Raw genomic sequence first — 16690 nt, 5'->3', positions numbered from 1 at the left:
AGGAGACGCCAAGTATCTGGTACCGGTTCGCTGGCTGCATACCATCAACCGCCTCAAGCAAGTCTGGCGGATCGATGACGAGCGACAACAAGAACCCCCACGTAGGCTCGCAAGAGCCAAGAGGCAGGGGTCGTGTTGGAAATAGTCGCTGTCACCAATTAACGATCACGGCTCCTCGGAACGCCTGGCCAGGCTGTCGCGAATCTCGCGCAGCAGCAGGATATCCTCGGGTGGGGCGGTGGGCTCTGTCGGCGCGGCAGCCTCCTGGCGGCGCAGGCGGTTGATGCCCTTCACCAACAGGAATACAGCGAGTGCCACGATCAGAAAGCTGATCACGTTGTTGACGAACACCCCCACGTTCATGGTCACCGCCCCTGCCGCCGTGGCATCGGCCAGGGTGGCGTAAGGCCCTTCGCCCTTGAGCACAAGAAAGATATCGGAGAAGTCGACGCCGCCCATCAGCAGCCCGATGGGCGGCATCAGGATGTCATTGACCAGGCTCGAGACGATGGTGCCGAACGCCCCACCGATGATGATGCCCACCGCCATGTCCACCACATTGCCGCGTACCGCAAATTCCTTGAATTCCCTGAACATCTTTCTCTCCTCGAAGCCATAACTCAGCCGTCACCCTTGGGCGCCACCTTTGACGACGCCGGCCAGGCCGATCGGACAAAGTGTACTCCGGATGCGACATGTAGGAATGCCGACACCCGCGGGGTCTTACATGATCAACCACCTCTGGAGAAAACACCTCAACCCGCCGGAGCCGCCTTCGCCTCGGCATCCAGCCGCTGGGCGGTCTGGTCCACTGCGCGCAACCAGGCAAGCAAGACGGTGCCCAGGGCCACGAAGCCGCCGGCCAGCCACAGGCCGATGTCGTAGTGGCCAGTAGCCTCGGCGAGCATGCCGGTCAGCGCCGGGGCGACGATCTGCGCCGCGCCGTAGGCCAGCGTCATGCGCCCCATCAGCCGTGCCGGGCTCTGCGGGTAGAGCCGGCCGGCCATGGTCAGCACCAGGCTCACACAGCCCAGAAAGGTGCCACCATAGAGCACCGCACTGAGCAGCACCCCGGCCAGGCTGGTGGTCAGCGCCGGCAGCACGATGCCGACCACCTGCAGGGCCATGGCGCTGATCAGTGCGCCCAAGTAGCCGATGCGCCGGGCCACCAGATCCCACACCATCACCGCGGGGGCGGCGGCCAGCCCCACCAGGGCGAAGGTCCAGTTGCCGGCGCCGGCCAGCAGCGGTTCGCGCTCGACGATGGTGACGATGAAGGTGGCGCTGATCACGTAGCCGTAGCCGGCGCAGAAGTAGGCAGCGAGCATCAGCCGCATGAAGGTGCGAGTGGGCGGCGTGGCCTGGCGTGGGCGACTGCCACCACTACCTTCCATGGGTTTGGCGGGTCGCGGCAGCCAGCGCCAGGCAGGCACCAGCAGCCCCGCGGCCAGGAGGGTGAAGCCCCACCACTGGGCCTGCCAGTCCAGGGCTAGCTGCAGCATCAGCTCCACCGCCAGGGCGGCCACCAGGATGCCCAGCCCCAGGCCGGCAAAGTGGATACCCAGTTCGCCGCGCTGACGGTGACTAATCAGCCAGTGAAGGATCAGCCCCGAGGCCAACAACATGGCGCCGCTGCTCGAGAAGCCGGCCACGAAACGCATGCCCGCCCATAGCCAGAAGTGGTCGGCCAGCGCCATACCGGCGGTGGAGAGCACCGCCAGCAGCAGGGTGAGACGGTAGAGGGTGTCCTTGAGCCGGATGCCGTGGAGTGAGGCTGCCACCAGCGCCCCCAGCATATAACCGGCGTAATTGAGCGCGGCCAGCCAGCCGCCCTGGGCATCACTCAGCCAGGTCTGCTGCTGCATCACCGGCAGCAGCGGCGTATAGGCGAAACGTGCCACGCCGATACATAGAATCTGGCTGAACACGCCGGCCAGCAGCACACGGTAGCGCGGGTGAAGAACATCGAATGTGGCCATACCTGGCACTCCCTGGGTCCCTGTCGTGCTTGCGGTCGGCTATCATACCGCACGCCTGCCACCAGGCCGGTCGCGTGCGACCAAAGAGGGCGACCGTCCCTGCTGCCGTTCACCGCCCAGGGCCCAGTATGCCCGCGAATGCCGAGAAGGAGTCCTCATGTCCCCCTTGACCGCTCGCCTAAACGCCCTTGCCTCGCCTTCCATTGGCCTGGGCTGCATGAACGTCTCCCATGGCTACGGTAGCCCGCTCCCCGAGCGCGAAGCAGAGCATGCCCTGCAGGGCGCCTTCGAAATGGGCTACCGCCACTTCGATACCGCCACCCTCTACGGCGCCACGGCCAATGAGCAGCTGGTGGGCAAGGCACTTGCCAGCAAGCGCAGCGAGATCCTGCTGGCCAGCAAGTGCGGCATGGCCATGGACCCGGCACTCGGCCGCAAGGTGATCGATGGGCGCCCGGAAACCCTGCGCCACCAGTGCGAGGCGAGCCTGCAGCGGCTGAAGACCGATCATCTGGATCTCTACTACCTGCACCGCTGGGACAAGGGCGTGCCCATCGAGGAGAGCGTCGGCGCGCTGGGCCGGCTGGTGGAGCAAGGCAAGATCGGCGCCATCGGGCTCTCCGAGGTGTCCGCGGCCACCCTGCGTCGCGCCCGAGCCGAACAGCCCATCGCCGCGGTGCAGTCCGAGTATTCGCTGTGGACGCGCAACCCCGAAATCGGCCTGATCGATGCCTGCCGCGAGGCGGACACCCTGCTGGTGGCCTTCAGCCCCTTGGGCCGCGGCTTCCTGGCCGGCGCCGTCAACGACCCCTCACGCCTTGAGGAGAACGACATGCGTCGCAGCATGCCGCGCTTCAGCGCCGAGAACCACGCCCACAACCTACGCCTGCTCGCGGCGTTCACGGCACTGGCAGAGGAACTGGAGATGACACCGGGCCAGCTGGCGCTGGCCTGGTTGTGTGCCCAGGGCGACGACATTCTGCCGATTCCCGGCTCGCGCAATATCGATCACCTGCGCGAGAACCTGGCGGCAGAGCACCTTGCCTTGGCAGCGGACGACGTGGCCCGCCTGAACGCCATGATGACCCCCGACCAAGTGGCGGGGGCACGCTACGGCGAGGCCCAGCAGGCGGAAGTCGACACCGAGGAGTTTGGCGAGTCAGACGCATAACCCCCGCGTGGACGCGAGGCGTCCAGAGGCGGGGGAAGGCGATGGCTGCGCCGTCCTGGCGGGTGACGGCTCAGCCCTCGGTCATGGTCAGTTACGGTCGACCAGCCCCTCATCTCCGGCTGCTTTGGCACAATGGGCGCAGCAGTAGACCGTATCGCCATGCTGGACACCGTGGCCCACCACCCGACAGCCGCATTGCGAGCACGATGGCGCCAGCTTGTGAATGGCGCACTCGAAGGAGTCAAAATCGAAGCTCTGGCCATCCTTGGTGACCGTGAAGGTATCACCGTATTCATTGCCGCACGTTGCACAGGTACTCATCACACACCTCCTAACAGGATTCCGCGGTGAATGGGTTTCTGGCCCGCCGCCTCATAAAGGCCTTGTCAGAGCGGAGCTTTGCGGGGCCGGAGACGACGGTCACGAAACGACCGGAGGGCCTGGACCACGTCTCGTCCGACTCCTTTCACCCTAGCAGATGCCCGGCGCTCGTCTCGAACGCGAGGCATCCAGCTCGCTGGAGTCGATCGCTCAAGCCTGAGGCTCTGCTAGGCATCCTCCGCCTTCCTGCGCGCCCGGCGCTTATCGCCCAGCCGTGAGAAGGCGCGGCGGACCGGTCGCCATAGCCGGCTGAGCAGCCACAGCGCGGGCAGGCCGATCACCAGCCAAGGGGTCAGAAACACCACCACCAGGATCACCTGGCCAACCGATTCGAAGAACAGCGACAGGCTACGATCCAGCGCCCGCCATAGCGGCGCCAACACGCCATGCTGATGGGGTTCCACCCAGCGCTGTTCCTGGAAGTTGGCGGTGATCGCCACACTGTCGGTCACGCGGGCGAGATGACGCTGCTGGCCCTGCATGGACTCAATCTCGCCCTGCACCCTGGCGAGCTCGCGCTCGACCTGCAGCAGGTCTTGAATGCGCCGCTCGCTAAACCCCCGCCCCTGCTGGGCAAGCTCCTTGAGGCGCTCGCGCAGCACCTTCTGCTGGGCCAGCCGCGCCTCGGTGTCGATGAATTGCTGGGTGCGGTCGTGGCGGGTGATCTCCACACCGCTGAGCGCCGGGGACTCCGCCACCAGCCTGACTGGCTCGGCGGTGTCCACCCTGTCGCGGGCCACGCGTAGGGCCAAATAGCCGCTGGCCAGCCCCTGACGCGGCGTCTGCAGGCGCCCCTGCTCTATCCGGCAATGCGCGCTCGCCACACAGGCCTCCTGAGTCTCCCGGTAGGCGGCCAGCAAAGCATCGGCCTCATCGAACTGCAGCTGGTAATGGCGCCGCTCCTCGATGCGGGCGTCAGGCGCCTCACCCGCCCCGTTGGCTGGCAGGGTGGAACTGGCCACATCGGCCTGGCGCACCATCGCCTCGCCGGAGATAGCGCTCTCCGACGCGGTCGGCCGCGGCGATGGGGCGTCGAGGCCGGGGCCGTCGCAGCCCGCGAGTCCAAGGGTGGCGGCCAGCAGCAGGGGCGGCAGGAGAACGCGATACGAACAGCGCATGGCGGGCATGGCGAGAGTCTACGTGGCGGCTGAGGAACCTCAAGCGTAGCACCGGGCGCCAGACAGAGGTCGCTCGCGACCTTCGGGTACTCTCCGTGGAGGTCTCGACGGCCGGCCTGGACAAGGCAGCCCCCTGCGTCATACCGGCGGGGTGGGCAGCAGCATCTCGCTGGATTGGGCGAGCAGCTGCTGCATCAGCGGCGACTCGAATTGGCGGCGAACGGTGATGGCGTAGAGCTCCTCGAACACGCCGGGCAGGGCGCCGAAGTCGCTCAGGGTCCCGACGCGCAGCTCATCGCGCACCACCACCGGCGGCAACACCGCCAAGTGTGCGGTGTCCCGGGCCAGCAGGCGCATCAGCGCCATGTCGTCCACCTCGGCGATGATCGTCGGCGACAGCCGGTGGAGCTCGCAGAGACAGTCGAAGGCGTGGCGCACGCTGCTCTCGGGGCCCGGCACAATCAGGCCGCGGCCGGCGAGCCCCTCGGGGAAGGGCGCCGGCGGGCCGAGGCGCTGCGCGCGGCGATCGCCCTCGGCGACGCGCCGCTGGACGAGGCCGCCCTGCTGGCGAGGCTGGAGCGCCAGGAATCTGCCCCCCGGATGTCGGCGAGCGCCTGGGCGCTGGCCGACGAGGACTCCGCGCCGACGGCCGACGACGCCTTCGAGGCGGTGGCCGAGTGTTGCGCCGGCTACTTCGACCACCACCAGCAGCGCTGGGAGCGCGACACAACCACCCCGCTCTACGCCTGGTGGCACGACCAGAGCCGCCACGACCGGCGCCTGAGTGCCGCCCAGCGACGGCGGGTGGCAGCCCTGCCCGCCGATGCCGACGCGGCCCGCGAGCGGCTCGTCGACGAGCTCGCGCTGCCACCGGAGGCGCTGGAGGCGCTGGCCCACGCCCTGCTGCTGCGGGTCAACGGCTGGGCCTCCTGGTGCCAGGGGCTGGCCTGGCACACCCCCCCACGCCGCCGCCCACGCCGGCATCGACCAGCTGCTGGTGGTGCTGCTGGCCTGGGAGTGGCTGGGGCTGGCCGAGCTGGCCCCCGCGGCGTGCCCGCTGGGCGGCGCAGTGGGGGGCGGCGCCGGCAACCGCCGGGCGCGACCCCGACGGCCGCACCCTGGAGGCGCTGATGAGCGCCCCCATGCTGGTGGCCAACTGGATCAACCTGCAGTACTACGCCTCCGTGGCCTAGCCCGAACTCCACAGCGCCGGCAACAAGCTGCTGCACTCAGTGGTGGGCGGCCACGTCGGGGTGGTCGAGGGTAACTCGCCCCAGCTGCGCATCGGGCTGCCGATACAGTCGTTGCACGACGGCAGCGCCTGGTGACACGAGCCGCTGCGCCTGACGGTGGTGATCGACGCGCCCCGCGAGCGCATCGAGGGGGTGCTGGCGCGCCAGCCCGACTTGGCCCGGCTGGTCGAGCATCGCTGGCTGTGGCTCTGTAGCCTCACCGCGGCAGGGCTGGAGCGCTATACACCGGGCGGCTGGCAGTGCATTGCATGAAGTACAGCCGGGTCGGACCGAGACGACAAACCAAGCGGGTAAAGGGCGCTCCCAGCTCGATCAACGCATGGGTGATGACGGTGTCGTGCAGGGAGACTATGCGCTGCGGCGCCACTGGCAACTCGACGGTGCAGGTCTCGGCGAGCGCGCCAACCGAAACTGCCAAGCCGCTGAGGAGCAGGGGGTAGTCGCACGGCAGCGCAATGAAATTGGGCACGCCGATGAGCGCGGTGATGATGCCGGCGGGATTGTTGCCTGGCCCATACCGGGCACATATAATTCCACCTATATGTGCCAAGAGGCAGCCCATGGGACAAGTAACGATTTACCTCGATGACGAGACCGAAAAGAAAATGGCCGCCAATGCCCGGGTCATGAACCTGTCGAAAAGCAAGTGGATTGCCAACGTGATCCGGGAAAAGCTGGTAGACGACTGGCCTGACACGGTGCGGGAGCTGCCGGGCAGCTGGGAAGACTTCCCTTCGCTGGAGATACTGCGCGCCGGGACGGGCGCCGACACGGACCGGGAAGCGCTGTGATGTGGGTGTTGGATACCAATACGCTGATCTACTTTTTCAAGGGGGAAGGCCAGGTAGCCGACAGGCTGCTGGCGCACTCACCCCGGGACATCGGCATTCCCGCCATTGTCCTCTATGAGCTGCAAGTGGGGATTGCCAAATCCTTCTCGCCGGACAAGCGTTCCCGGCAGCTTCAGGAGCTCATCTCGGTGGTTCAGGTACTGCCCTTCCACCAACGCGAGGCTCAGGCCGCGGCAGAACTCCGTGCCGCCCTGGAGCGCGAAGGCAGGCCCATCGGCCCCTATGACACCCTGATTGCCGGTACGGCGCTGGCCCATGGGGCCATCCTGGTGAGCCGCAACACCCGGGAGTTCGGCCGAATCGCGACATTGCGAGTCGAAAACTGGTATTGAGGATGGCGGCGGGGTGTTTCAGCGAGCCGGGACGACCTTTACCCCAGCCATACCGGCAAGGTGCTCACCGCCCGGCTCAACCGTTGAGCCACCAGACGGCGGCGTTGAGATAGGCGGCGAAGCTGACCCAGGCCAGGTAAGGAACCAGCAGCCAGGCCGCGAGGGGGGATACTCGCGCGAAGCGGCGCAGGGTCAGCACGATCAGCCCCCACAGCAGCAGCAGATCGACCAGCGCCACCAGCATCCAATGTAAGCCGAAGAAGAGGATCGACCAGAGGGCGTTGACGGCGAGCTGGGCGACGAAGGGCCAGAGAGTGTACCAGCGCGATGCGGCCGGTGCCGCCAGGGTGGCGCGCCAGGCGGCGATGGCCATCAGCAGGTAGAGCGTGCCCCAGGCGATGGGGAACGCCAGATCGGGCGGCGTCAGCGGTGGCTTGACCAAGCCGGCGTACCAGTCGCCGGGGGGCGTGGCAATGCCGCTCATCGCGGTCAGCGTCACCAGCGCCAGCCAGCCGAGGAGGATCATCAAGGAGCGAGTCGGGGTCATGCGCGGCCTCCTTGCCAGTCGGGGTCAACGGAGGTTAGCACACTCCCCTGATATGCCGGCCGGTGGCAACGGTGGCAGACCCATTATTGTTATGTTATAACCTCCGCCAGTTTTCCGGAGGCTCCCCCATGGCACACCATCGACACCGGCACCGCCCGGAAGGGCCCTGCCATTTCTCGCTGATGTCGCTCTCCGCGACCCGCCGCCTGCTGCTGGTCGCCGCGCCGCTGCTCGCCCTGTGGCTGGCTGTCTCCTGGGCGGCGGGGTGGTGGTCCTGATGTCACGCCTGCAACTGCATGACTTACAGCTGGCCCGCGGCGGCCAAACGGTCCTCGAACACTTGGACGGCCGCTTCATGGACGGCGCCATCACCGCCCTGATCGGCGCCAACGGGTCCGGCAAGAGCACCCTGATCTCGGCGATTATGGGCATGCTGACCCCGGTAGCCGGATCCGTGGAGAGCCGGGTGCCCCGTGAACGCTGCGCCTGGCTGCCCCAGCAGCTGGCGCTGGACCTGACCTTTCCGATGAGCGTGGAAGAGCTGATCATGACCGGCACTTGGCCCAGTCACGGCGGGCTGAAGGGCTACTGTGGCCCCCACTACCGGCGCGGTCGCGAGATCATGGCGCGGCTAGGCATCTCGCATCTGGCCCACCGACCGCTGGGCGAGCTCTCCGGCGGCCAGCGCCAGCGCGCCCTGCTGGGCCGCACCCTGATGCAGGAGGCCGAACTGCTGCTGCTCGACGAGCCCTTCGCCAACGTCGACATCGAGACGGTGGACGTGCTGATGGAGGTACTGCGTGACATGGCCAGGCAGGGTGCCACCATCATCGTGGTGCTCCACGACATGGAGCAACTCTCGCGACTTGCCGACGATGTGCTCTTCCTGGCCGGCGGCCACGGCCGCTGGGTCAGTCCCGACTCTCTGCTCGATCGCTACGCCGGCCAGCCGCCCCGGGCGCCGCGCCTGCCCCTGACCTTTCCGGATGCCTCCCATGCTGGCAATGCTTGAGGCCTTGCTGCTGGCCCCCTTCGACTACGGCTTCATGCAGCGCGCCCTGGTGGCCGGCCTGGCGCTGTCGCTGGCCGCCCCGCCGCTGGGCGTCTTCCTGATGCTGCGCGGCATGAGCCTGATCGGCGACGCCATGGCCCACGCCATCCTGCCCGGGGTGGCGCTGGGCTTCCTGGCCGCCGGCTTCTCGCTGCCGATCATGAGCCTGGGCGGCATCCTCTCGGGGCTGCTGGTGGCGGTGCTCGCCGGCAGCGTGTCGCAGATGACCGGCCACCGCGAAGACTCGGCCATGGCCAGCTTCTTTTTGATCTCGCTGGCCGCCGGGGTAATGCTGGTGTCGCTGGGAGGCAGCAGCGTCGACCTCACCCATGTGCTATTCGGCTCGATACTGGCCGTGGACACCACCGCCCTGGTGCTGATCGCCGGCATCAGCAGCCTGATCGTGGTGATCCTGGCGGTGATCTTCCGCGCCCTGGTGGTAGAGTGCCTGGACCCGCTGTTCCTGCGCGGCCAGGGGGTACGCGGCGGGGTGGTCCACGGCATCTTCCTGGGGCTGGTGGTGCTCAATCTCACCGCCGGCTTCCAGACCCTGGGCACCCTGATGGCGGTCGGCCTGATGATGCTGCCGGCTACCACGGCGCGCTTCTGGAGCCACCGCCTGGAGGGACTGATCGCCATCGCCATCGGTATCGCCCTGGTGGCCAGCACCGGCGGCCTGCTGCTCTCCTACCATCTCAGCCTGCCCTCGGGGCCGGCCATCATCCTGCTGGCCGGCAGCGGCTATGTGCTCTCCGCGCTGTTCGGCCGCCACCACAGCCTGACCGCCCGCTGGCGCCGCCATGCCGCGCCGCTGGGCACTCCCGAACACGATTGACACAGCTAACCGACAAAGCGAACCCAGGAAACCTGCCATGCGCCTTTCCCTCACCTCCGCCCTGCTCGCCGGGGTCTCGACCCTGCTGGCCCTGCCCGCGGCCCAGGCCACTGAACGCCTCCAGGTCGTCACCAGTTTCAGCATCCTTGCCGACATGATCGAGAACGTCGGCGACGAGCATGTCGAGGTAACCTCGCTGGTGGGGCCGGGCAGCGATGCCCACGTCTATTCGCCGCGACCCACCGACGCCCGCGCCCTGGCCGAGGCCGACCTGGTCGTGTTCAACGGCCTGCAGTTCGAAGGCTGGATGGAACGGCTGATCGACGCCAGCGAGTTCGCCGGCCCCCGGGTCGTCGCCACCGATGGCATCGCGGCGCGGATCTCCGCCGCGGAGGACGACGGCCATGATGACCATGACGATGCGCATGATCAGGGGCATCAAGCGCACGACCACCACGATCATGATGGCCACGACGAGCATGACCATGGCCCCATCGACCCCCACGCCTGGCAGGACCTGGGCATGGGCCGGGTCTATGTGGACAACATCCTCGCAGGCCTGATCGAGGCCGATCCGGACAACAGCGAAGCCTACCGGGCCAGCGCCGAGCGCTACCTGGAGGAGATCGCCGCCACCGATATCGAACTCCGAGAGCTGCTCGGCGAGATTCCCGCCGGTACCAGCGTGATCACCGGCCACGACTCCTTCGGCCACTTCGCCCGCGCCTACGGCCTGGCGTTCCTCTCGCCCCAGGGGCTCTCCACCGAGGCCGAGCCCAGCGCGGCCAACATGGCGCGGTTGATCGACGTGATCCGCGAGGAGAGCGTCCAGGCGCTGTTCCACGAGAACATGACCAGCCCGGCGATGATCGACCAGCTGGCCGAGGAGACCGGCCTGCCGGTGGCCGGCACCCTCTTCGCCGATGCTCTTGCCAGCGAAGGCGAGGCCAGCAGCTGGCTGGGCATGATGCGCCACAACGCCCGCACCCTGCACAACGCCCTGGCCGAGCCGGGCCATGACGACCACGGAAACGATGACCACGACAACGACGACCATGGCCACGAGCACTGACCGATAGCCTTGCCACGCGGCCAACGCCACCTTCGGGTGGCGCTGTTTTTATATGGACGCCGGTTTTATGGGACCATCGAGCTCCGGCCACGAAGGATGTCTCCCATGCTCGAGTTCCGCCAGGTCCACAAGGCCTATGCCACGCCACAGGGACCGCTGAAGGTGCTGGATGGTATCGATCTCTCCCTCGAGGCCGGCGAGAGCCTGGCGCTGATGGGCGAGTCGGGTAGCGGCAAGTCGACCCTGCTGCACCTGGCGGCGGGGCTGGACCTCCCCGACGACGGCGAGGTGCGTCTCGAGGAAAGATCGATCTCATCGCTTGACGATGCCGGCCGGGCCAAATTGCGCCGCGAGACCCTGGGGCTGGTGTTCCAGCAGTTTCACCTGGTGCCGAGCCTGAACGTGGCCGACAACCTGCGCCTGCAGGCCCGACTGGCCGGTCGCGAAGACGTCGACTGGTCCACCGAATTGATCGAGCGGCTGGGTCTCGCCGGCTTCGAGACGCGCTATCCGGAGCAGCTCTCCGGCGGCCAGCAGCAGCGTCTGGCCATCGGCCGTGCCTTGGCGCCGCGTCCCGCCCTGCTGCTCGCCGACGAGCCCACCGGCAACCTGGACGAGGCCACCGCCGACGAGGTGCTCGAGCTACTGCTGGCCCTGGTACGCGATCTCGGCAGTGCCTTGTTGGTCGCCACCCACAGTTCTCGAGTGGCGGCTCCCCTGAATCGCTGCCTGAAACTCAGTCACGGCCGCCTTGACGATACCCGCCAGGCGGGACGAGAGAACTGGTGAGAGACCCGATGATCATCACCCTGGCCACGCTGCTCTCTCACTATCGCCGCCATCCAGGCCAGCTGGCCATGTTGCTGCTGGGGCTCTGGGTGGCCAGCGCCCTGTGGAGCAGCGTGCAGGCGATCAACGCCTCGGCCCGGGACAGCTACGCTCGCGCCGAGGCCCTCTTCACCACCGGCCTGGACCGCCTGGAACGCCAGGACGGCGAGCCCCCGACCCGCGAAGACTTCCTGCGCCTGCGCCGCCAGGGCCTGCCCGTCTCGCCGCTGCTCGAAGGCCAGATCGAGGTAGCCGACGGCACCCGTCTGACGGTGATCGGCATCGATCCCCTGACCCTGCCCGGCGACAACGCCTTCGCCGTGGCGGGCAGCACCGCGGAACTCGGCGACTTCCTCATCCCGCCCTGGCGGACCCGGCTGGCACCGGACACCCTCGCCGCCCTGGAGCTCGATGCCGCCGAGGCTGAAGGCGCCGAGCCCCGGCTTCCCGATGGCCACCAGCTGCCAGCCCTGAGGCTCTCCCCCTCCCTGCCACCAGACACCCTGGTGATGGATATCGCCGCGGCGGCCAGGCTGCTGGAGGTCGGCGAGACGCTCTCGCGCCTGGTGACCGCCCCCGACGCCCTGGAAGCGGCACCCGACGGCTGGCGACTGACCCGTGCCGAGGCCCTGGCCTCGCCGGGGCAGCTCACCGAGAGTTTTCACCTCAATCTCACTGCCCTGGCCCTGCTCTCCCTGGTGGTGGGGCTCTTCATCGTCCAGGCGGCGCTGGGCCTGGCACTCGAGCAACGGCTGGGCATGCTGCGCACCCTGCGTGCCTTGGGGGTCGCCGGCCGCTCCCTGGTCGGGCTGCTGGCGCTGGAGCTGCTCTTGCTTGGGCTCCTCGGCGCACTGGCCGGCATCGTCAGCGGTGTCTGGTTGGCCCGCGCCCTGCTGCCGGACGTGGCCGCCACCTTGGGTAGCCTCTATGGCGAGCAGGTGGGCACCGAGCTGCGCCTGCCATGGCACTACTGGCTCGGCGGGCTGGGGGTGACCTTCGCCGGCCTGCTGGTCGCCGGCAGCGGCGTGTTGTGGCGCGCCGCGCGTCTCGACATCCTGGCCCTCGGCCAGGCCCAGGCCTGGCGCCACCGCTTTCGGCGCCAGCTGCGCTCCATGGGCCTGGCCGGCGGTACCTGCGCCCTGGCGGGTCTCGGGCTCTGGGCCTGGGTGGCCAGCCGACCACCGGGCGAGGGACTGCTGACCGGTTTCGGCATGCTGGCGATGCTGCTGCTGGCCAGCGCCCTCTTCCTGCCGCCGCTGCTGGCCGCGATGCTGGCGGGGCTCGCGCGGCTCGTACGCCGGCGACCGCTGGCACAGTGGGCCCTGGCCGATCTCCAGCTGCAGCTACCGCGCCTGGCCCTGGCCATGATGGCGCTGATGATCGCGCTCTCCGCCAACCTGGGCGTGAGCAGCATGGTCGGCGGCTTCCGCCTGACTTTCCTCGACTGGCTGGACCAGCGCCTGGTGGCGGATCTCTACCTGCGCCCGACCCCGGCTCAGTTCGAGAGCATCGACAGCTGGCTCTCGATCCGGCCGGAAGTCGCCGAACGCCTCGCCACCCGCAGCAGCGAGGCCAGGCTGATCGAGGTCGAGAGTGACGACACGACCCGTTCCCTTGGCCTGCCGGTGAACCTCTTCGGCATCACCCCGGGCGAGCACCTGAGACCCAGTTGGCCGCTGCTGGACACCCTCGAGGGACGGCAGGCTGCCTGGCAGGAGCTGAGCCGGGGCGAGGCCTTCATCAACGAGCAACTCGCCATCGGCAAGGGGCTCTCCCCCGGCGATCGCCTGACCCTCTCCGCCCCCGGCGGCGAGGAGAGGGTGCGAGTGATCGCGATCTATCCGGACTACGGCAACCCCCGCGGCGAGGTGCTGCTGGCCACTCCTCGCCTGGCAGAACGCTTCGCCGCGCCGCCGGGCTCGCTGGGCATCGTGCTGCGCCCCGGCGCCGACGGGCAGCGCCTGGGAAGCGAGCTCACCGCGCGCTTCGACCTGGGCGAGGATGCCCTGCAGGATCAGCGCGAAGTGAAGCGCATCGCCACCACCATCTTCGAGCGCACCTTCCGCATCACCCAGGCCCTGAATGCACTGACCTTGGTAGTGGCGGCCCTTGCCCTGCTCGCCAGCCTGCTGGCCCAGGCGCGGCAACGCCGCCGTCAATTGGCCCCGCTCTGGGCGCTGGGCGTGCCTCGCTTGCGGCTGGTCACCAGTCAACTGGCCCAGCTCAGTGGCATGGCCCTGGCCACCGCCCTGCTGGCCATCCCGCTGGGTATCGCCATCACCGCCGGCTTGGTGAAGGTGATCAACGTCGCGGCCTTCGGCTGGCGCCTGCCCTTGCACCTCTTCCCCGGCGATATCCTGCTGACGCTGGCCACCGCGGTGATCGTCGCCCTGCTGGCCGGCGCCATCCCCACCGTCACCCTGTGGCGTACCCCACCCCGTGCCCTGCTGGCCGAGGGGGAAATCACATGAGACAACCGGCGATGACACGACCCTTGCGAATCGGGCTGGCACTTTTGGCCGCCCTCTCGCTGACCGCTTGCGACAGGGAGGCGCAGCGAGAGAGCTCTGCCGGCTTCGCCGGACTGGGCGAGCAGGCTCCGGCGTTCAATCGCGCACAGCCCGGCACGCCGCTGAGTATCCCGGAGGACCACGGTTCCCATCCCGACTTTCGCATCGAGTGGTGGTACCTCACCGCCAACCTGGAGGACGAGCAAGGTGAGTCGCTGGGCCTGCAGTGGACCCTCTTCCGCCAGGCGTCGATTCCCCCCGACGAGCGGCCCGAGCCGGGCCCCTGGGTGGCCGACCAACTGTGGATGGCCCATATGGCGGTGTCGCGTGGCGAGACCCATCGAGTGGCCGAGCGCTTCGCCCGGGGCCTCACAGCGAGTAGCGCCCCCTCGCGCCAGCAGGCCGGCGTGACCCTCGAGCCCTTTCGGGCCTGGCTCGATAACTGGCGGCTCGAGAGTCGCGTCACCGACCCGCAACGCGACCCCCTCTCGCGGCTCGAGCTCGAAGCCATGGCCGAACACAATGGCGAGCCCTTCGGCTACCGGCTGGAGCTCATCGCCGAGGGGCCCCTGGTGCTCCACGGCGAGGACGGCTTCAGCCAGAAGACCGCCGATGGCCAGGGTTCGATGTACTACAGCCAGCCCTTCTATCGGATCGACGGCAAGGTCATCCTGGACGGCGAGACGCGCTCAGTGACGGGCCGCGCATGGCTCGACCGGGAATGGAGCAGCCAGATGCTCGAGCCCTGGCAGACCGGCTGGGACTGGGTGTCGCTGCACCTGGCCGATGGCCGCAAACTCATGGCCTATCGGCTGCGCGGTGGTCGCGACGAGGGCAGTGGTGACTACCTCTTCGGCAACCTGATTGGGCCCGAGGGCGACTCCACTTCGATAGACGGGACGGAAATGTCGCTGACGCCGTTGGAAACGAGCCATGTAGCGGGCCGCGACATGCCCACCCGCTGGCAGCTGGAAGTCCCGGTACAAGGGCTCGATCTGGTGATCCAGGCGCCCCATGCCAACCGCTGGATGGCTACCTCGGTGGCCTACTGGGAGGGAGAGGTGATCGCCCGCGACCGCGAAAGCGGGGAAAGACTGGGCGAAGGCTACCTGGAGATGACGGGCTATTAACAGGCAGCAATTAGCAAGCATGCTATCTATAATTCCATCACCAGGCGCTATCCTGATGAAATTCCTTCTCTGGAGCTCCCTATGCTACCGAGCCTCTTCATCTCCCACGGTTCCCCCATGCTGGCCCTGACACCCGGGTCGGCCCACGATTTCCTGCGCCAGCTGGGCGGCGAATGGGAGCCCAAGGCCATCGTGGTGGTCTCGGCCCACTGGGAAAGCCGGCAACTGCTGGTCAGTACCAGCGCGCGCCCCGAGACCATCCACGACTTCGGTGGCTTTCCCCAGGCGCTCTTCGACTGCCAGTACCCTGCCCTGGGCGAACCCGAACTGGCGATGCGCCTGGCCAGGGAGCTCAACGCCGTGCCCACTGAGCGCGGCCTGGATCACGGCGCCTGGGTACCGCTGATGCTGATGTATCCGGAGGCCGATATTCCGGTGGTCTCGCTATCGCTGCCGGTGGAATGGTCGAACGCCGAGCTGATGGCCCTGGGCGAGAAGCTCGCTGCGCTGCGCGAGGAGGACATCCTGGTGGTCGGCTCGGGCAGCCTGACCCACAACCTGGCGGAACTGCAGGCCCTGGAGGCGCCGATGCCGGCCTGGGTCGGCGAGTTCGCCGACTGGACCCATGACCGCCTGGAAGCCGACGACCGTAGCGCCCTGCTCGACTGGGAATCGGCCCCGAATGCCCGCAAGAACCACCCCACACCGGAGCACTTCCAGCCACTTCTGGTGGCCATGGGAGCAGGCGGCCAGGCCAAACGACTCCACCACAGCGTGGAGCACGGCGTGCTGGCCATGGACCTCTATGCTTTCGCTTGAAGCCGAAGCGCCCGTCTATCACCAAGCCCAGGTGAAACAATGCCGGCCCCCTCAGGCGGCCTCGTCGTATCACGCATCACGGCGAGATCAGGCGTCAAGAAAGCGGCGCTGTCTCAGTCGCCCATCTGGCCGAGGCGATCGGCCTGAATCACCTCGATCCAGTAGCCGTCAACGTCCTTCACGAAGACCACGTCCTTCATCTTGCCCTGATCGGCGCGCTTGACGAACGCCACGTCGTTGGCATCGAACCAGGCCTCGGCGGCGTCGAGGTCCGGTACCGAGAAACAGATGTGGCCGAAGCCCTGGGGCTCGGCGTTGCCGTCATGGTAGGCGAAGCCTTCCTTCTCCTCGGTGCCCCAGTTGTGGGTCAGCTCCAGCACGCCGCGCTGGCTGAAGGTCCAGACGGTGCGCTCACCGGCATCCTCTGGCATATCTTCGCCCGCTTCAGGCCGCGCCAGGAAGTAGAGTGAGAACTGCATCTCCTCGAAGTCGAGCCGGCGCAGGACCCGCATGCCGAAGACCCGGGTATAGAAGGTGAGCGCCTTTTCCGGATCCTTGATCCGCAACATGGTGTGGTTGAGGCGAAAACCCTCGCTATCGGCGGTGGGCGCCTGAACGCCTGGATACTGTTCTCCCTGAAAGCTCATGGGGACTCCTTTTCGCTATGGTGAACGGTCAGTTGCAACGATGTAAGGGCGACCAAGGCGCTTTTCCACCCCGCCGAAAGGGGCACGTTCGGCACTGGATTCCACCATTGGCTTTATAAGGCATATACAAACGTGGCGTTCGCCGACCACTTCCATCGTAGATCTC

The 16690-nt window shown here is 67.7% G+C and carries 19 protein-coding genes and 1 pseudogene; 13 read left to right on the top strand and 7 right to left on the bottom strand.

Translation table 11 applies throughout. The annotated features are described in order from the left end of the window. Positions 1–165 precede the first annotated feature (165 nt). Together mscL and BMY30_RS04640 are read right to left on the bottom strand one after the other, a co-directional pair. Positions 166–597, bottom strand: coding sequence for a large conductance mechanosensitive channel protein MscL (gene mscL / locus BMY30_RS04645; protein WP_089711072.1), 432 nt, complete (start codon positions 595–597; stop codon positions 166–168). Between the two features lie 158 nt (positions 598–755). Next, positions 756–1979, bottom strand: coding sequence for a YbfB/YjiJ family MFS transporter (locus BMY30_RS04640; RefSeq protein WP_089711070.1), 1224 nt, complete (start codon positions 1977–1979; stop codon positions 756–758). 157 nt (positions 1980–2136) lie between these two features. Between BMY30_RS04640 and BMY30_RS04635 the strand changes: the two genes are divergently transcribed. Beyond that, entirely contained in the window at positions 2137–3150 is a 1014-nt protein-coding gene (locus BMY30_RS04635; protein WP_244516122.1) for an aldo/keto reductase, read from the top strand. 87 nt (positions 3151–3237) lie between these two features. On the opposite strand, the gene BMY30_RS04630 is transcribed toward BMY30_RS04635, so the two are convergent. From BMY30_RS04630 to BMY30_RS17950, 3 genes are all read right to left on the bottom strand, one after another. Next, the gene (locus tag BMY30_RS04630; protein ID WP_089711068.1) at positions 3238–3471 is read right to left on the bottom strand and encodes a hypothetical protein; all 234 of its coding nucleotides are present in this window, start codon (positions 3469–3471) and stop codon (positions 3238–3240) included. A gap of 227 nt (positions 3472–3698) precedes the next feature. Beyond that, positions 3699–4658, bottom strand: coding sequence for a DUF4349 domain-containing protein (locus BMY30_RS04625; RefSeq protein WP_089711066.1), 960 nt, complete (start codon positions 4656–4658; stop codon positions 3699–3701). Between the two features lie 129 nt (positions 4659–4787). Further along, a complete protein-coding gene (locus tag BMY30_RS17950; RefSeq protein ID WP_211607240.1) occupies positions 4788–5087 on the bottom strand; it encodes a LysR substrate-binding domain-containing protein in 300 nt (99 codons plus the stop codon). On the opposite strand from BMY30_RS17950, the gene BMY30_RS17945 reads away from it, so the two are divergent. The 4 genes and pseudogenes from BMY30_RS17945 (at position 5079) to BMY30_RS04600 (ending at position 7085) form a co-directional block, all read left to right on the top strand. Then, positions 5079–5780, top strand: coding sequence for a putative inorganic carbon transporter subunit DabA (locus tag BMY30_RS17945; RefSeq protein WP_211607238.1), 702 nt, complete (start codon positions 5079–5081; stop codon positions 5778–5780). The two genes, BMY30_RS17950 and BMY30_RS17945, sit on opposite strands and share 9 nt — an antisense overlap. Continuing rightward, a pseudogene (locus BMY30_RS17805) lies at positions 5780–6154 on the top strand (putative inorganic carbon transporter subunit DabA). Before BMY30_RS17945 ends, BMY30_RS17805 begins: the two are co-directional and overlap by 1 nt. A 308-nt stretch (positions 6155–6462) precedes the next feature. Continuing rightward, a complete protein-coding gene (locus tag BMY30_RS04605) occupies positions 6463–6693 on the top strand; it encodes a CopG family transcriptional regulator (protein ID WP_089711058.1) in 231 nt (76 codons plus the stop codon). Continuing rightward, the gene (locus BMY30_RS04600) at positions 6693–7085 is read left to right on the top strand and encodes a type II toxin-antitoxin system VapC family toxin (protein ID WP_211607236.1); all 393 of its coding nucleotides are present in this window, start codon (positions 6693–6695) and stop codon (positions 7083–7085) included. The genes BMY30_RS04605 and BMY30_RS04600 overlap by 1 nt, the downstream gene beginning before the upstream one ends. Positions 7086–7161: 76 nt before the next feature. Here the strand turns inward: BMY30_RS04600 and BMY30_RS04595 are convergent, their stop codons facing one another. Next, positions 7162–7632: a TspO/MBR family protein gene (locus tag BMY30_RS04595; protein WP_089711055.1), complete on the bottom strand. Its 471-nt coding sequence runs from the start codon at positions 7630–7632 to the stop codon at positions 7162–7164. A gap of 128 nt (positions 7633–7760) precedes the next feature. Here BMY30_RS04595 and BMY30_RS17800 point away from each other — a divergent pair, with 128 nt between their 5' ends. The 8 genes from BMY30_RS17800 to BMY30_RS04560 all read left to right on the top strand — a co-directional run bounded on the left by BMY30_RS17800 (position 7761) and on the right by BMY30_RS04560 (position 15877). Beyond that, the gene (locus tag BMY30_RS17800) at positions 7761–7910 is read left to right on the top strand and encodes a hypothetical protein (RefSeq protein WP_170840074.1); all 150 of its coding nucleotides are present in this window, start codon (positions 7761–7763) and stop codon (positions 7908–7910) included. Then, complete coding sequence (locus BMY30_RS04590) at positions 7910–8644, top strand: metal ABC transporter ATP-binding protein (protein ID WP_089711053.1); 735 nt, start codon at positions 7910–7912, stop codon at positions 8642–8644. Before BMY30_RS17800 ends, BMY30_RS04590 begins: the two co-directional genes overlap by 1 nt. Continuing rightward, entirely contained in the window at positions 8628–9518 is an 891-nt protein-coding gene (locus BMY30_RS04585) for a metal ABC transporter permease (RefSeq protein WP_089711051.1), read from the top strand. The genes BMY30_RS04590 and BMY30_RS04585 overlap by 17 nt, the downstream gene beginning before the upstream one ends. Before the next feature lie 37 nt (positions 9519–9555). Then, positions 9556–10590, top strand: coding sequence for a metal ABC transporter solute-binding protein, Zn/Mn family (locus BMY30_RS04580; protein WP_089711049.1), 1035 nt, complete (start codon positions 9556–9558; stop codon positions 10588–10590). 105 nt (positions 10591–10695) lie between these two features. Next, entirely contained in the window at positions 10696–11379 is a 684-nt protein-coding gene (locus BMY30_RS04575) for an ABC transporter ATP-binding protein (protein ID WP_089711047.1), read from the top strand. Then, positions 11376–13889 (top strand): FtsX-like permease family protein, encoded by a 2514-nt coding sequence (locus BMY30_RS04570; protein WP_244516121.1) that lies wholly within the window; start codon positions 11376–11378, stop codon positions 13887–13889. Before BMY30_RS04575 ends, BMY30_RS04570 begins: the two co-directional genes overlap by 4 nt. A gap of 11 nt (positions 13890–13900) precedes the next feature. Next, the gene (locus BMY30_RS04565) at positions 13901–15058 is read left to right on the top strand and encodes a lipocalin-like domain-containing protein (protein WP_089711042.1); all 1158 of its coding nucleotides are present in this window, start codon (positions 13901–13903) and stop codon (positions 15056–15058) included. A gap of 81 nt (positions 15059–15139) precedes the next feature. Further along, positions 15140–15877 carry a DODA-type extradiol aromatic ring-opening family dioxygenase gene (locus BMY30_RS04560; protein WP_089711041.1) on the top strand — a complete coding sequence of 246 codons (738 nt, stop codon included), beginning with the start codon at positions 15140–15142 and terminating at the stop codon, positions 15875–15877. A 113-nt stretch (positions 15878–15990) separates the two neighbouring features. On the opposite strand, the gene gloA is transcribed toward BMY30_RS04560, so the two are convergent. After that, the gene (gene gloA, locus BMY30_RS04555; RefSeq protein WP_089711039.1) at positions 15991–16524 is read right to left on the bottom strand and encodes a lactoylglutathione lyase; all 534 of its coding nucleotides are present in this window, start codon (positions 16522–16524) and stop codon (positions 15991–15993) included. Between the last annotated feature and the right edge of the window lie 166 nt (positions 16525–16690).

The organism is Halomonas daqiaonensis (genome assembly GCF_900109725.1).
Classification (GTDB): domain Bacteria; phylum Pseudomonadota; class Gammaproteobacteria; order Pseudomonadales; family Halomonadaceae; genus Halomonas; species Halomonas daqiaonensis.
Note: the sequence above shows the minus strand (reverse complement) of the source record. Positions and strands in the feature narration are given on the sequence as shown.

What these genes read in the sequence shown, in the direction of transcription:
- BMY30_RS04630 (WP_089711068.1), bottom strand. Translation starts at nt 3,471, where the DNA reads ATGAGTACCTGTGCAACGTGCGGCAATGAATACGGTGATACCTTCACG.
- BMY30_RS04640 (WP_089711070.1), bottom strand. Translation starts at nt 1,979, where the DNA reads ATGGCCACATTCGATGTTCTTCACCCGCGCTACCGTGTGCTGCTGGCC.
- BMY30_RS04580 (WP_089711049.1), top strand. Translation starts at nt 9,556, where the DNA reads ATGCGCCTTTCCCTCACCTCCGCCCTGCTCGCCGGGGTCTCGACCCTG.
- BMY30_RS04590 (WP_089711053.1), top strand. Translation starts at nt 7,910, where the DNA reads ATGTCACGCCTGCAACTGCATGACTTACAGCTGGCCCGCGGCGGCCAA.
- BMY30_RS17800 (WP_170840074.1), top strand. Translation starts at nt 7,761, where the DNA reads ATGGCACACCATCGACACCGGCACCGCCCGGAAGGGCCCTGCCATTTC.
- BMY30_RS04605 (WP_089711058.1), top strand. Translation starts at nt 6,463, where the DNA reads ATGGGACAAGTAACGATTTACCTCGATGACGAGACCGAAAAGAAAATG.
- gloA (WP_089711039.1), bottom strand. Translation starts at nt 16,524, where the DNA reads ATGAGCTTTCAGGGAGAACAGTATCCAGGCGTTCAGGCGCCCACCGCC.
- BMY30_RS04625 (WP_089711066.1), bottom strand. Translation starts at nt 4,658, where the DNA reads ATGCCCGCCATGCGCTGTTCGTATCGCGTTCTCCTGCCGCCCCTGCTG.
- BMY30_RS04565 (WP_089711042.1), top strand. Translation starts at nt 13,901, where the DNA reads ATGACACGACCCTTGCGAATCGGGCTGGCACTTTTGGCCGCCCTCTCG.
- BMY30_RS04635 (WP_244516122.1), top strand. Translation starts at nt 2,137, where the DNA reads ATGTCCCCCTTGACCGCTCGCCTAAACGCCCTTGCCTCGCCTTCCATT.
- BMY30_RS04560 (WP_089711041.1), top strand. Translation starts at nt 15,140, where the DNA reads ATGCTACCGAGCCTCTTCATCTCCCACGGTTCCCCCATGCTGGCCCTG.
- BMY30_RS04575 (WP_089711047.1), top strand. Translation starts at nt 10,696, where the DNA reads ATGCTCGAGTTCCGCCAGGTCCACAAGGCCTATGCCACGCCACAGGGA.
- BMY30_RS04600 (WP_211607236.1), top strand. Translation starts at nt 6,693, where the DNA reads ATGTGGGTGTTGGATACCAATACGCTGATCTACTTTTTCAAGGGGGAA.
- BMY30_RS04595 (WP_089711055.1), bottom strand. Translation starts at nt 7,632, where the DNA reads ATGACCCCGACTCGCTCCTTGATGATCCTCCTCGGCTGGCTGGCGCTG.
- BMY30_RS04585 (WP_089711051.1), top strand. Translation starts at nt 8,628, where the DNA reads ATGCTGGCAATGCTTGAGGCCTTGCTGCTGGCCCCCTTCGACTACGGC.
- mscL (WP_089711072.1), bottom strand. Translation starts at nt 597, where the DNA reads ATGTTCAGGGAATTCAAGGAATTTGCGGTACGCGGCAATGTGGTGGAC.